11 protein-coding genes and 1 riboswitch are annotated in these 14,730 nt (G+C 58.7%); of the genes, 6 read left to right on the forward strand and 5 right to left on the reverse strand.

Annotated elements, in window-relative coordinates; translation table 11 throughout:
- Positions 1-273: 273 nt before the first annotated feature.
- Entirely contained in the window at positions 274-1,443 is a 1,170-nt protein-coding gene (locus ACA073_RS24575; RefSeq protein ID WP_497400133.1) for an MFS transporter, read from the forward strand.
- Between the two features lie 286 nt (positions 1,444-1,729).
- Positions 1,730-3,775: a patatin-like phospholipase family protein gene (locus ACA073_RS24580; RefSeq protein ID WP_497400135.1), complete on the forward strand. Its 2,046-nt coding sequence runs from the start codon at positions 1,730-1,732 to the stop codon at positions 3,773-3,775.
- A 48-nt stretch (positions 3,776-3,823) separates the two neighbouring features.
- On the opposite strand, the gene ACA073_RS24585 is transcribed toward ACA073_RS24580, so the two are convergent.
- Together ACA073_RS24585 and ACA073_RS24590 are read right to left on the reverse strand one after the other, a co-directional pair.
- The gene (locus tag ACA073_RS24585) at positions 3,824-4,708 is read right to left on the reverse strand and encodes a formate/nitrite transporter family protein (protein ID WP_497400137.1); all 885 of its coding nucleotides are present in this window, start codon (positions 4,706-4,708) and stop codon (positions 3,824-3,826) included.
- 206 nt (positions 4,709-4,914) lie between these two features.
- On the reverse strand, positions 4,915-5,319 hold the full coding sequence (locus ACA073_RS24590) for an acyl-CoA thioesterase (protein WP_497400139.1): 405 nt from the start codon (positions 5,317-5,319) through the stop codon (positions 4,915-4,917).
- Between the two features lie 198 nt (positions 5,320-5,517).
- Positions 5,518-5,616, forward strand: a riboswitch (S-adenosyl-L-homocysteine riboswitch).
- Between the two features lie 23 nt (positions 5,617-5,639).
- On the opposite strand from ACA073_RS24590, the gene ahcY reads away from it, so the two are divergent.
- The 4 genes from ahcY to rhlE2 all read left to right on the forward strand — a co-directional run bounded on the left by ahcY (position 5,640) and on the right by rhlE2 (position 11,168).
- Positions 5,640-7,049, forward strand: coding sequence for an adenosylhomocysteinase (ahcY, locus tag ACA073_RS24595; RefSeq protein WP_462007842.1), 1,410 nt, complete (start codon positions 5,640-5,642; stop codon positions 7,047-7,049).
- Positions 7,050-7,208: 159 nt separating this feature from the next.
- Positions 7,209-8,054, forward strand: a complete 846-nt coding sequence (metF, locus tag ACA073_RS24600; RefSeq protein WP_497400141.1) for a methylenetetrahydrofolate reductase [NAD(P)H] — start codon at positions 7,209-7,211, stop codon at positions 8,052-8,054.
- Between the two features lie 194 nt (positions 8,055-8,248).
- Positions 8,249-9,064, forward strand: coding sequence for a substrate-binding periplasmic protein (locus ACA073_RS24605; RefSeq protein ID WP_497400143.1), 816 nt, complete (start codon positions 8,249-8,251; stop codon positions 9,062-9,064).
- Between the two features lie 223 nt (positions 9,065-9,287).
- A complete protein-coding gene (gene rhlE2, locus ACA073_RS24610; RefSeq protein ID WP_497400145.1) occupies positions 9,288-11,168 on the forward strand; it encodes an RNA helicase RhlE2 in 1,881 nt (626 codons plus the stop codon).
- A 235-nt stretch (positions 11,169-11,403) separates the two neighbouring features.
- Here the strand turns inward: rhlE2 and ACA073_RS24615 are convergent, their stop codons facing one another.
- The 3 genes from ACA073_RS24615 to ACA073_RS24625 all read right to left on the reverse strand — a co-directional run bounded on the left by ACA073_RS24615 (position 11,404) and on the right by ACA073_RS24625 (position 14,702).
- Complete coding sequence (locus ACA073_RS24615) at positions 11,404-12,000, reverse strand: YceI family protein (RefSeq protein ID WP_497400147.1); 597 nt, start codon at positions 11,998-12,000, stop codon at positions 11,404-11,406.
- Between the two features lie 32 nt (positions 12,001-12,032).
- Positions 12,033-12,584: a cytochrome b gene (locus ACA073_RS24620; RefSeq protein WP_497400149.1), complete on the reverse strand. Its 552-nt coding sequence runs from the start codon at positions 12,582-12,584 to the stop codon at positions 12,033-12,035.
- A 345-nt stretch (positions 12,585-12,929) separates the two neighbouring features.
- Positions 12,930-14,702, reverse strand: coding sequence for a flavin monoamine oxidase family protein (locus tag ACA073_RS24625; protein ID WP_497400151.1), 1,773 nt, complete (start codon positions 14,700-14,702; stop codon positions 12,930-12,932).
- Between the last annotated feature and the right edge of the window lie 28 nt (positions 14,703-14,730).

Consider the following 14,730-nt stretch of genomic DNA (forward strand, 5'->3'; position numbering starts at 1 on the left):
CTTGCTCGCGATGGACGTCAACGATAACGCGTGTCTGCTGCTTGATCGCGTTGCCCTGACGTTTTTCGCGAGCAAGCTCGCTCCTACAGGATCCGGGGGGAGAATTGATTCGCCATAGGTCAGCAGCTGTTTATACTGCAAGCGACCACGCCGCACTCAGTTGCGCTCAGACTAATTCCAATAATTTCTGCCCCGGCCCGCTCTCGTCGAGAACGGTCTTCGGCATGCGTATGCCTGATCACAGCGTCAAGACTACCGACAGAGACCTTGCGCATGCCACTCGCTTTGCTTGCCCTCGCTGTTGCCGCGTTCGGCATCGGCACCACTGAATTCGTCATCATGGGCTTGCTGCCCGACGTCGCTCGCGACCTCGCCGTGAGCATTCCCCACGCTGGCCTGCTGATCACCGGCTACGCCCTGGGCGTAGTGTTCGGCGCGCCGATCCTCGCGGTCGGCACCGCCAACATGCCGCGCAAAGCCACACTGTTGGGCATGACGCTGATGTTTATCCTCGGCAACATCCTCTGCGCCCTGGCGCCGAACTACGCCACGCTGATGGCCGCGCGAGTGATTACTGCGCTGTGCCACGGTGCATTTTTCGGCATTGGTTCGGTGGTTGCCGCCGGCTTGGTGGCACCAAACAAACGGGCGCAGGCGATTGCCATGATGTTCACCGGTCTCACGCTGGCCAACGTGCTCGGCGTGCCATTGGGCACCGCGCTCGGACAATACGCCGGCTGGCGCTCGACGTTCTGGGCGGTGTCGGTGATCGGTGTGATTGCCGCGATCGCGCAGTGGGTCTGGCTGCCAAAGGACATCGCCATGGACAAAGCCAACCTGGCCAGCGAGTTCAAAGTGCTGGGCAAGGTCAATGTGCTGCTGGCCCTGGGCATGAGCGTGCTGGCATCGACCAGTCTGTTCAGCGTGTTCACCTACATCGCGCCGATCCTGCAGGACATCACCGGCGTCAGCCCCCATGGCGTGACCATCATGTTGCTGTTGTTCGGCGTGGGTCTGACAGCGGGCAGCATGCTCGGTGGTCGATTGGCGGACAGTCGCTTGCTGCCTTCGCTGGTGGGCATGGCGCTGGCGGTGGTGGTGGTGCTGGCCGCTTTCAGCCAAACCAGTCACTCGGTGATTCCGGCGGCGATCACGCTGGTGCTGTGGGGGATTTTTGCCTTCGCGCTGTGCCCGATTCTGCAACTGCTGATTATCGATCAGGCCCATGAAGCGCCGAACCTTGGTTCAACGTTGAATCAAAGCGCATTCAATCTCGGTAACGCGGCGGGCGCGTGGATTGGCGGACTGGTGGTTGCCAGTGGCGCAGACTTGGCGGACTTGCCGTGGACCGGCGCATTGGTCAGCGGCCTGACGGTGCTGACAGCGCTGTTTTTCATCTATCTGCAACGGCGCAGTACCGCTACGGTCAATGTGTCGGGCTAACAAGGCAGGTCATGAAATCATCGGACAGACTTCATGATGTCCGTCAGAACATCGACCGTGAACTTCGAGGCATTCAGGACGCACTCCGTACGAATTTTCTTCAGGCCACTTGACCGACCGTCTAAAGCAAACCTGAAAGGCCCGAACCAGAGCTTTTCAGGTCAAGATCGCAGCCTGCGGCAATCGACTTCGCGTTTGTATTCCCAATTGATACACAGTGCTCTCGCAAGCACTCGACTCTCCTAAAGTGCAGCTTCCGCAACTGCTCTCAAAGGAAGAGAAACTCATGATGAATATCAGCCAAGGTCGTACCTCCTCAATACTTCCGTCGACCAGCCCTAACAACGCAGCTCACGCTTCACCGACTAGTCCCTCAGACGAAGATTGGGGCGACTTCATGCAAGGCACCAACTGCGTAGGTCAAGGCCCGTGCGAAATGCTGGCAAGCTCGCTGACCAAGCGAGAACTTTCGATCAGCCGTTATGAAAACGGCGTGGTGGAAATAAAACTCAAGCGCCCTGATATCACAGACCTCGTGCTAAGCGGCGGTGGAGCTAAGGGCGTCGCCTACTCCGGAGCTGTGAAAGCGCTGGAAGAAAGTGGTTCTCTGGCCAAGATCCAGAATATCTACGGCGCCTCGGCAGGCGCCATTACTGCGGCTGTGATCGCCAGCGGTATGCCATGCGCGGAAATCGACAAGCTGTTGGACGATATCAACCTTGTGGCGCAGCTCGACAGTCCCAACAAGGTGCTTGGAGCGATACAGCACGTCAGCTCCTTCATTGGTAAAGGCGTCGGGAAGATTCCGGGCAAGACCGGCGACATCGGACGGTTGCTGTTCGATCTGCTGCCTCGCCTTCAAACCAAAGCCATGCCGCTGGAGGCACTGATCCAGAAGCTAATGGTTGAGTCAGTCGTGTCGTGCGTCAAACACGCAATCAACGATCCAGGGCGACAGGTTTCAAAAGAGAGTAAAGAATGCTTAGAAGAAATAGAAAAGAAAACAAAACGTTGCGTGACCTTTGGGGAGTTGGCGACGCTGAGCAAGGACATCCCTGAAATCAAGCAACTGCACATCACCGGCACCGCCATGTTCAACGGACGACCGCAGATGGTGGTGTTCAATGCCAGCCTGACCCCCGAGCGGGATGTGGCTCGCGCAGCCCTTATTTCAGGTTCATTGCCCGTCGTTTTCCAATCACCTTCGGTACAAGGTGAGGAGTTTCAGGTTGAGGGAGAGCGAACTTCCTTTCAAGATGGCGGGATCATGCTCAACACTCCGGTCCTGGATCTATACGAAGTTCAAATCCCCACGAGCGCAATTTCCTACGAAAATAAGTTGATTCTAAAATTCGAGAGCGAGAATCAAGGTAATAAAAACGAGAAAGGCACATTTATCTCGAACTTGGTAGACAGGGTCATCCATGTGGGCCACGCGGCCCGAGACGCACAAGAAGACAAAGGCCTCGAAGCGTTTAAAGAACAAACGGTCATCGTTCCTCTGAAGACCGATCAGGGTGACTTCACTACCATGCTGGGAGGCACGGTCAACTTCAGCATGTCGAAAGAGCACAGAAACCTTCTGCAGGAAAAACTGCGTTCTGAAGTTAAAGAACACCTGAGCAGCCGTAACAGCAGCGAAACGTACACCTTCAATTCCATGGGTGGAGCATTACTGGCTCTTGATGATTCATTGTTCGACGAGGCGGCGGGTGAACTGGACAGCGATCCATCATGTAAAGAGGTCATCGAATTCCGGACGGACTCCCAAAAGACGCTGACAGCCTTGAAGAGAGAACTGGAGGCCATCTCCAGCGACAAAATGCTGCCAGCAAACGAAACCACAACAAGGAACACCCCCCTAGAGCTGACCGAAACAATCTACAACGCGATCCGCAAACTGGATGAGTTCGCCAACACTCCAGCGAAAACCGATTGGCTGGCGAAAAAACTCAATCACGGAAACGATCGGGTTTACATGGAATTGCTTCTAACTGTTGAACGCTTGGATGCCGGGACAACAGAACAAAAATCTGTGGTCTTGACCGCGGCGATTCAGGAAATGCACGTCCGTGACATCATGACCAAAAGCGAAAACTTCATTCGTGAGGTGATTTATCCGTCCCTGTATCGTCTTGGCCAGCCTGACTCGAACGTCAAGCTGCTCTCAGAGGCGATCAGTGATCTGCGGGAAGCCAGGACCCCCGAGGATTACAACAATACACTCAAGCGAATTGTCGAAAAGTACGTCGCGCGCAACTCTCCACTCTCAAGCTATGTCAGCGCGACGACAGTCAAAGATGCCCAGGATTGGATGATCCCTGACCGATAACCGCGCGGAGTCAAGCAGGCCGAGCGAGCTGATGCCTCGCCCGGCCTATTACCTGGCGTCCTCGTCAGCGGTCGGCCTGGTTTCGCTTCCCTTGTCTTTAGGCGCGCCCGACTCACTGCGAATCTGCGCATGGCTGATCAGCGCAAAAATAAAGCTGCCACCGATGATGTTGCCCACCAGCGTCGGACCAGCGAACACCAGCCAGAAATCCTTCCACGGCAGTTCCCCGGCAAACACCAGATACGAAACCTCGGCCGAGCCGACCACGATGTGGGTGAAATCCCCCAGCGCCATGAAGTAGGTGATGAGGATGATGATCCACATCTTGGCGCTTTCCATGGACGGGATCATCCAGACCATGGTGGCGATCATCCAACCGGAAACAATACCCTTGGCGAACATCTGGCTGGCATCGTTTTCCATGACCTTGCGGCCGATGTCGAGGAAGGCCAGGTCGGTCTTGCTGTCGAAAATCGGCAGATGCAGCATCACATACGCCACCAGCAAGGTGCCGCAGAGGTTGCCCACCAACACCACCGACCACAATCGCAATAAGCGGCCGAAGTTACCCAGTGTGGGCTTGCTCATGATCGGCAGCACGGCCGTCAGGGTGTTTTCGGTGAACAATTGCTGGCGGGCGAGGATCACGGCGAGAAAACCCGCGCAGTAGCCGAAGCTGGCGATGACCTTGAAGCCTTCGGCATCCGGCAGACGGGAATTGAGCAACCCCATGGCCATCAGCGAAAGGCCCATGGTCAGGCCAGCGGCCAACGCCGACCACCACAATGCGGCGACGCTGCGTTCAAGCTCCTGATCGCCCTGGGTACGGATGATTTCGTGCAGCACCGCCGCGCGTGGAGGCTGGTTCTTTTCGACCTCGTGCTGTTCTTTCGCCGAGAGGTCGGGGGTCTTGCCTTCTTTGTGCGTGTCCATTGAAGCTCCTGAACCTGTGGCGTGTCATGTAGGTACGACACGTGGGGTTCGGGGCTGTTCAGTGGTCCGCTGAATCATCGTTGGCGGGTAAACCGCTTTCGCGAGCAAGCCCGCTCCCACATTTGATCTTCAGCGGCCACAAAATTTGTGAACGACACAGATCAAGTGTGGGAGCGGGCTTGCTCGCGAAGGGCGCGCCGCCGATTTCACTCGGTGATGACGTCATCCTGAAACTGGTCCTTCACGTACTTGATCTCGGTCCGGCCATGCGGCGCAGGCAGGCCGTCTTCACCGAGGTTGACGAAGACCATCTTCTCCACCGTCAGGATGCTTTTGCGGGTGATCTTGTTGCGCACTTCGCAGGTCAGGGTGATCGACGTACGGCCAAACCCGGTGGCGGTGATGCCCAGTTCGATGATGTCGCCCTGGCGCGAGGCGCTGACGAAGTTGATTTCGGAAATGTACTTGGTCACCACGCGCTGATTGCCCAACTGGACGATGGCGTAGATCGCCGCTTCTTCGTCGATCCAGCGCAACAGGCTGCCGCCGAACAGCGTGCCGTTGGGGTTGAGGTCTTCGGGTTTTACCCATTTGCGGGTGTGGAAATTCATATTCACTCCTGAGCGTCTTGCCGAATGATGGGCGCCATCTTGGCAGAGCCCGGACTAGAGCTCTATTGAGCATCGCCTATGGTCTCGATTACCGTTCGGACATTGACCTGCAGAAAGGCTTTGGAAGATCAGCATAGCCCGCTATAATCGCCACCGTTTCAAAACGGTCATCTCCGATTGATACCGTTTTCCCGCCACCTGTCCGAGGGGCGCTGCAGCAGGTTCGACCTGTCAGGCTCGGATGGGGCGTTGTCTGGCCACGGCCAGACACTAAACGCACAACGGCGCCCATTCGCATACATTACGAATGGAGGCTCATCATGAGCGCTGTTATCACGCCTGCAGATTTTAACGATTACAAAGTCGCCGACATGTCCCTGGCTGCCTGGGGCCGTCGCGAGACCATCATCGCTGAATCCGAAATGCCAGCCCTGATGGGTCTGCGCCGCAAGTACTCCGCCGAGCAACCGCTCAAAGGCGCGAAAATCCTCGGCTGCATCCACATGACCATTCAGACTGCCGTGCTGATCGAAACCCTGGTTGCCCTGGGTGCCGAAGTGCGTTGGTCGTCCTGCAACATTTTCTCGACTCAGGACCAGGCCGCTGCCGCTATCGCTGCTGCCGGTATCCCGGTTTTCGCCTGGAAAGGCGAGACTGAAGAAGAGTACGAGTGGTGCCTGGAGCAAACCATCCTGAAAGATGGCGCGCCTTGGGATGCCAACATGATCCTCGACGACGGCGGCGACCTGACCGAGCTGCTGCACAAGAAATACCCGGCGATCCTCGACCGCGTCCACGGCGTGACCGAAGAAACCACCACCGGCGTTCACCGCCTGCTGGACATGCTGGCCAAGGGCGAGCTGAAAATCCCGGCCATCAACGTCAACGACTCGGTGACCAAGAGCAAGAACGACAACAAGTACGGCTGCCGTCACAGCCTGAACGACGCGATCAAGCGCGGTACTGACCACCTGCTGTCCGGCAAGCAAGCGCTGGTCATCGGTTACGGTGACGTGGGCAAGGGCTCCGCTCAGTCCCTGCGTCAGGAAGGCATGATCGTTAAAGTTTCCGAAGTCGACCCGATCTGCGCCATGCAAGCCTGCATGGACGGTTTCGAACTGGTTTCGCCGTTCATCGACGGTATCAACACCGGCACCGAAGAAAGCATCGACAAGGCTCTGCTGGGCAAGATCGACCTGATCGTGACCACCACCGGCAACGTCAATGTTTGCGACGCGAACATGCTCAAAGCCCTGAAGAAGCGCGCTGTTGTCTGCAACATCGGTCACTTCGACAACGAAATCGACACCGCTTTCATGCGCAAAAACTGGGCGTGGGAAGAAGTGAAGCCACAGGTTCACAAGATCCACCGCACCGGTCCTGGCGCATTCGATGCCCAGAACGACGACTACCTGATCCTGCTGGCCGAAGGCCGTCTGGTTAACCTGGGCAACGCCACTGGCCACCCAAGCCGCATCATGGACGGTTCGTTCGCCAACCAGGTTCTGGCGCAGATCTTCCTGTTCGGCCAGAAGTACGCCGACCTGTCGCCAGCCCAGAAAGCCGAGCGCCTGACCGTTGAAGTACTGCCGAAGAAACTCGACGAAGAAGTGGCCCTGGAAATGGTTCGCGGTTTCGGCGGCGTCGTGACTCAACTGACCAAGACCCAGGCCGACTACATCGGCGTGACCGTCGAAGGTCCGTTCAAGCCGCACGCTTACCGTTACTGATTCGACCTGCCGTCCGCTCCCCTTGTGGGAGCGGGCTTGCTCGCGAAAGCGGTTTATCATTCAACATTAATGTTGTCTGACCCACCGCCTTCGCGAGCAAGCCCGCTCCCACATTGGGATGTGCAAGTCTCTGGCTTACGCGTTTTCAAGGGTATTCCCATGTCCCAAGACCGTCGCTACAGCTTCGAGTTCTTCCCTACGAAGACCGACGCTGGGCATGAAAAGCTGCTCGCCACTGCTCGTCAGCTGGCCACGTACAACCCCGATTTCTTCTCCTGCACCTATGGCGCTGGCGGTTCGACCCGTGATCGAACCCTCAACACCGTGTTGCAGCTCGAAAGCGAAGTCAAAGTCCCTGCCGCACCGCATCTGTCCTGCGTGGGCGACAGCAAGGACGACTTGCGCGGCCTGCTGGCGCAATACAAGGCTGCTGGTATCAAACGTATCGTTGCCCTGCGCGGTGACCTGCCTTCGGGCATGGGCATGGCCAGCGGTGAAATGCGCCACGCCAATGATCTGGTTGAATTCATTCGTGAAGAGACCGGCGATCATTTCCACATCGAAGTCGCCGCTTACCCGGAAATGCATCCGCAAGCGCGCAATTTCGAAGACGATTTGAACAACTTCGTGCGCAAGGCAAACGCCGGCGCCGACAGTGCGATCACCCAGTACTTCTTCAACGCCGACAGCTATTTCTACTTCGTCGAGCGTGTACGGGCGATGGGCGTGGACATCCCGATCGTGCCGGGGATCATGCCGATCACCAACTACAGCAAGCTGGCGCGCTTCTCCGATGCCTGCGGTGCGGAAATCCCGCGCTGGATCCGCAAGCAACTGGAAGCCTACGGCGATGACACCCAGAGCATTCAAGGCTTTGGTGAGCACGTCATCACCGAGATGTGCGAACGCCTGCTCCAAGGTGGAGCTCCGGGGCTGCACTTCTACACACTGAATCAGGCTGAAGCGAGTCTGGCGGTGTGGAACAACCTGAAGCTTCCGCGTTAAGAAAAAAGCAGAAACAAATACAAAGGCAAGATCAAAAGATCGCAGCCTTCGGCAGCTCCTACGCGCCTGTGGGCGCTGCCGAAGGCTGCGATCTTTTGCTTTCAACGCGCTTTTATTGTGATGTAACTCACGGAGATAGAGCATCTGCAGCCAGTTTCTGGCTCTTTCCCGTTTCTCGTCGTAATCTCAAGCCCATGCCTTTAATCACCCAGTTACTGACCGTGGTTCTTTTCACTTGCCTGAGCTTCGCCGCTCGGGGCGAGAAGCTGCGCATTGTCACTGAACCATGGGCGCCCTACGTCTACGAGGAAAACGGCAAATCCCTGGGCCTGGACTACGAAACCACGGCCATCGTCTTCAAACGCCTGGGGATCGAAGTCGAGTGGCAGTTCCTGCCGTGGAAACGCTGTCTGTCGATGCTCGAAACCGGTCAGGCCGATGGCGTGCTGGACATTTTTCACAGCGAAGAGCGTGACGCCACCCTGCTCTACCCCAGCGAACCGCTCTCGGAAGTCGAGTTCGTGATGTTCTACGCCAATGAGCGCCCCTTTCCGTTTCGCACTCTGGACGAGCTGAAAGGCCTGACGATCGGCACCTCGCCGGGCTATCTGTACAGCCCGGACTTCCGTGAATCGAACCTGTTCACTCGCGAACCGGCGCCTACCCATGAAGCCAACTTCGGCAAACTGGTGCGTGGGCGGATCGATCTGCTGATCACCGATCGCCGTGTCGGCCAGCATTTGCTCAACGAGTTGAACATCCGCGACCAGATCAGCGAAAACCCGACCGTCATCAGCCAACAGAGCCAGTTTCTGGCGGTGCGTCGCAATGCGGGCATGGACTTGCTGGTGCAACGCTTCGGTGCCGAACTCAAACGCTTCAAGCGCGAACCCGCCTACGCCGAACTGAGTGCCCGTTATGGCGCGGCTCCGACGGCCAGCACGAAAGACGCCGGGGCCACCGCCGCCCGCGGAAAAACCGTTGAGCAGCAGGAAAGCGGCGCGCAGTGATTGCTCTGTTATACTCCGGCCTTCCCGCCAGGCTCACGCCCGGACGCTCGGACTTGTTCAAGGCATCTCGATCCCGCTACAGCGCAGCTTTTCAGCCCGCGCGAGCGCTCCAGACGAGCTTTCAAGGCCCAGCAGGACCGGACGGGATTGCGTTCCTCTTAAACGCCATTCGCGCCAGGCAAGACTCCCATTGGGCCAAGCCCTAACTAAAACAGGATTACTCATGTCCTTTGCTTCCCTCGGTCTCTCCGAGGCTTTAGTCCGCGCCATCGAGGCAGCGGGCTATACCGAGCCTACTCCGGTGCAACAGCGGGCCATTCCCGCCGTGTTGCAAGGTCGCGACCTGATGGTTGCGGCTCAGACAGGTACTGGTAAAACCGGCGGCTTCGCCCTTCCGATTCTGGAGCGGTTGTTCCCCAACGGTCACCCGGACAAATCCCAGCGTCACGGCCCGCGTCAACCACGCGTGCTGGTCCTGACCCCAACCCGCGAACTCGCGGCTCAGGTCCACGAGAGCTTCAAGGTCTATGCCCGTGACCTGAAGTTCGTCAGCGCCTGCATCTTCGGCGGCGTCGGCATGAACCCTCAGGTTCAGGCCATGTCCCGCGGTGTTGACGTGCTGGTGGCCTGCCCTGGCCGCCTGCTCGACCTCGCCGGTCAAGGCAGCGTCGACTTGTCCCACGTGGAAATCCTCGTGCTGGACGAAGCCGACCGCATGCTCGACATGGGCTTTGTCCATGACGTGAAGAAGGTCCTGGCCCGCCTCCCGGCCAAGCGTCAGAACCTGCTGTTCTCGGCGACGTTCTCCAAGGACATCACCGACCTCGCCGGCAAGCTGCTGCACAACCCGGAACGCATCGAAGTCACGCCGCCGAACACCACGGTCGAGCGCATCGAACAGCGTGTGTTCCGTCTGGCCGCCAGCCACAAGCGTTCGCTGTTGGCGCACCTGATCACCGCGGGCGCCTGGGAACAGGTGCTGGTGTTCACCCGCACCAAGCACGGCGCCAACCGTCTGGCCGAGTACCTGGACAAACACGGCCTGAGCGCCGTCGCGATCCACGGCAACAAGAGCCAGAACGCGCGCACCAAAGCCTTGGCCGACTTCAAGGCCGGTGAAGTGCGCATCCTGGTTGCCACCGACATCGCCGCTCGCGGCCTCGACATCGACCAGTTGCCGCACGTGGTCAACTTCGAACTGCCGAACGTCGACGAAGATTACGTTCACCGTATCGGCCGTACCGGCCGTGCCGGTCGTTCGGGCGAGGCGATCTCGCTGGTCGCTCCGGACGAAGAAAAGCTGCTGAAAAGCATCGAGCGCATGACCAAGCAGAAGATTGCCGACGGCAACCTGATGGGCTTCGATTCCAGCGCTGTAGAAGCCGAGAAACCTGAAGTCCGCGAGCGTCCGGATGTGCGTAACCCGCGCAACCCACGTGGCCCGCGCGGCGACGGTCCGAACGGCAGCGGCGGTGGCGGCGGTCGTAAAGACAAGGGCAAGGACAAGGGCGGCAAGGAAAAACCGGCGGCCAGCGGCCGTGGCGAGCGCCCGGCACGTGAGCAGAAACCACGCGAAGGCACCCCGGCGCGTGAGCAACAGCGTCCGGCGCCACGCGCTTCCGCTGATCGCGCTCCGGACGAGTTCCTCGACGACGATATCGATAACTTCGGTAACCGCGTCGACTACGTACCTCAAGCCAAACCGGCTCAGGGCCGTGGCCGCCGTCCGGGTGCTCCGGCACAAGGCACGGCAGCTGGCGCTGGCGCTGGTGCTCCGCGCACTGGCGGCAAGCCTCAGGGTCGTCAAAGCGGCCCGCGTAGCAGCGATGGCGCCACCACCGGCACGCCGCCGGCCAAGCGCAGCGGCCCACGCAATGGTGCGCCACGTGACGGTCAGGCCCGTCGCGAAGAAGGCCGCAACCGTCGCCCGGCGCGTGACGACCAGCCGCGCTCCGAACCCGCCGTGCAAAACCCGCGCGGTCCGGCACCGAAGATCATTCACAAGGAGTCGAAAACAGATCGTTTCCCGACTCCCGAGCAACTTGATCAACTGCCAGGCCGTCCGCGTGGTGAGAAGCCAGCATTGCTGACTCGCAATCGCTGATTTGAAGCCGCAATAAAAAATGCCCCGAATCTCACGATCCGGGGCATTTTTTATTGTGGGAGCGGGCTTGCTCGCGAATGCGGTGTGTCAGTCGACATCAATGTTGACTGACAGACCGCATTCGCGAGCAAGCCCGCTCCCACAGGGGATTCGCAGTGGCGGTGCGAGTTTTGGCAGGCCATAAAAAACGCCCCCGATCGCGAGATCGGGGGCGTTTTTGTTGAAGCGGCGAAAGTTACTTCGCTTTGACACCTTCAAACGTCACGTACAGTTCGACCGCGTCGGACGCTGGGCCCAGGTCTTTCTGCTTGCCGAAATCGGAACGTTTGAGGTTGGTGGTCCCTTCGAAGCCGGCACGGTAACCGCCCCATGGATCCTTGCCTTCACCCAGGAAGGTCGCCTTGACCACGATTGGCTTGGTCACGCCTGCGATGGTCAGATCGCCCGCCACGTCGGCAGTGTCTTTGCCAGCGGCGTTTTTACCGGTTGGTTTGACGCTGGTGGACACGAAGGTGGCTTTAGCGAACTTGCCCGCGTTCAGGAAATCACCGCTGGCGATGTGCTTGTCGCGCTCGGCGTTGTTGGTGAACACGCTGGCGGTGTTCACATTGAACTCGATCTTGCTGTCTTCAGGCTTGGCAGCGTCGAAGCTGAACTTGCCGTCGATGTCCTTGAACGTACCGGTGATGTAGCTGTAGCCCAGGTGGCTGATCTTGAAGTCAACGAAGGCGTGCTGGCCTTCCTTGTCGACGACATAGTCAGCGGCCATTACGTTACCGGCGGACAGCAGAGCGGAACCGATTGCCAGAGCGGCGAGGGTCTTTTTCAACATGCTTTCTATTCCTTTCGAGTCGAGGTTGAACTTCAGGCTTTGCGGCCCAGCATTCGCTTCAGGGTCGCATCACGATCGATAAAGTGGTGCTTCAATGCTGCCAACGCATGGAGACCGGAAAAAATTACCAGTGCCCACGCCAGATACAGATGAATCACACCGGCGGTGTCTGCCTGATCCGGTAGTCCGGACACCAGTGCAGGAACTTCAAACAGGCCAAACACCGGAATCCCGACACCGTCTGCGGTGGAAATCAGGTAACCGGCAATCATCACAGCAAACAGGCCCAGGTACAGGAACGAATGGCCGAACTTCGCGCCAAGACGCGTCATGCGGCTATACGTTTCCAGTGTCGGCGGTGGCGGGCTGACATAGCGCCACAACACCCGCAGGACCATGACGGCCAATAACACCAGGCCAATGCTCTTGTGCAATTCCGGCGCGTCTTTGCGCCAGACGCTGTAGTAGTCGAGACCGACCATCCACAAGCCCAACGCGAACAGACCGAAGACCGCAAGCGCCACGCCCCAGTGCATGAAGATGCTGACCCAACCGTAGCGGGAAGAAGAGTTACATAGCTGCATGCCCAAATCCTGTGAGAATTGCGACCAAGACTATCGAGTTATCTATCGAATTAAAGCGGAAAATTTCGCTTTGAAATATCGAGAAATACGATCAAGAGTCTGAAATAGGTGAGTTAAGGAAAGATTAAAGAAGAATTTGTGGCGGGATGTTAGTGGCAGGGAGGGAGATTTGTAGTGACTATCACGGCCTCTTCGCGAGCAAGCCCGCTCCCACAGGGGGCGGAGGTGCTCACAAAATTCATGGTCGACGCAGAACCTTGTGGGAGCGGGCTTGCCCGCGAAAGCGATAGTGCAGGCAATAAAAAAGCGCGGCATGGAAGCCGCGCTTTCGTTCACCACAAAACCTTACAGCGCTTTGGTATCAGTCGTCGCAGCAGACTTGGCCGCTGGCTTTTTCGCCGTTTCAGCTTTCTTCGCCGGGGCTTTTGCCGGAGCTTTTTTAGCCTCGGTTTTCGCTGCTGGCTTCTTCACCGGTGCCTTGGCCGGAGCCTTTTTGGCCGGTTCTGCTTTCACTGGTGCAGCTGGTTTTGGTGCTACAACCGCAGCAGGCGCAGGGGCCGGGGTTGGCACTGGAGCCGGCGTCGGTGCAGGCGGAGCGACAGGCTCTGGTGCCTTGACCGGCTCCGGCTTCTTGTCCTCATCCGAGGAACCCCCAAACAGATTGCTGAAGAAGTTGCCTTTCTTCGCCGCCACCGCGCCGGCCGCCGCAGCGGCTGCTACCGGAACAACCTTCGCCGGTTCAAACGACTTGCCTGCCGCCAGGTCTTCAACCTGACTGGCCGCCCGCTGGCCAGTGCGCAACGCGCCTTCCAGCGTGCCCGGGTACAACGTGTCAGTGTGTTCGCCAGCGAACGCTACGCGCTGCAGCGGACGCTCCCACAGACGCCAGTACTTGCTGATCTGGCCCGGGCCGAAGGCCAGGTAAGCGCCGCCCATCGATGGGTCGGTGCTGTAGCGGCGGATTTCATAACCGGTGAACGAACCGCGTGCCTGTGGATAAAACGCATGCAGACGAATCAGTACCTGATCGACCATCTGCTTGTCGCCGAAGGCCTGCATCACCCGTGCGTTGTCGCCGGACAGGTTGATCACCACGTTGGCACCGCCCTTCAGGGCTGGCTCGACCCACATCATGCCCAGCCCGGTGTTGCTGTAGATTTCGCCGGACATGCGCGCCTTGCTTTCCCATACCGGCGTCTTGAACTTGAGCATGATCTGGTCGCGCCAACCGTAGTTGGTGCCTTTGATCGCGCCCATATGCTGGGCATCCAGCGCCGGGGTCATCTGGATCTTGTTCAGGGCGCGCAATGGCACGGCGACCACAACGTAGTCAGCCTGATAGCCAACGCTGCCGACTTTGACGGTCACGCCGTCCTTGTCCTGGGTGATGGACGAGACCGGGGAGCTGGTCTTGATGGTTTTCAGTTGTTTGACGAAGGCTTGTGCCAGCACCGGGCTGCCGCCGAGCAGGCGTGAAGCACGCAGGTCTCGATCGGACACGCCGCGGTAAACCCGACTCTGTTGTGCGTAGTACAGCAGCGACAGGCGCGAAGGCTCGTCATAACGGGTACGAATTTGCTGATTGATCAATTGACGGGCCGTGGCTGGCAGCGACAGGCGATCAAGCCAGTTGGAGACGTTGATCTGATCGAGAGCATGCAGCGTGCTGGTCGCCGCCGGATTCTGCGGGTCTTCGATCGAACGCGCGAGGTCGTCCAGGGTCTTTTCGTAGCGCTTGAGCGCGTCAGCGGTGGCAGGCTCTTTTGTGGCCAGGTCAGCGGCGGTGTAATACACGCCGTCGATCAGGTAGCTCGGCGTACGCACGAATTCCGGCGCCGGCGTGGTGCTCAGCTTGAAGTTCGAGACGTACTTGTTCAGCACCGGCTGAGTCTTGTCGTTGCCGATCCACTCACTGGTGGCCATGCCGGATCGGCCGCCCAGGCTCGGTTTGGCTTCCAGCAGGGTGACCTGCCAGCCTTTGTTCTGCAGTTCGTACGCCGCCGTCAGGCCCGAAAGCCCGCCGCCAATCACGATCGCCGTTTTATCCTTGGCCAGCGCAGACACGCTGAACAGCCCCAACATCACCAGCGCACAGGCGCGCAGCCAACCAGCAGACATTCAGCGAACTCCGGAAATACACGAGAAA

It is taken from the genome of Pseudomonas sp. LBUM1670 (assembly GCF_059695695.1).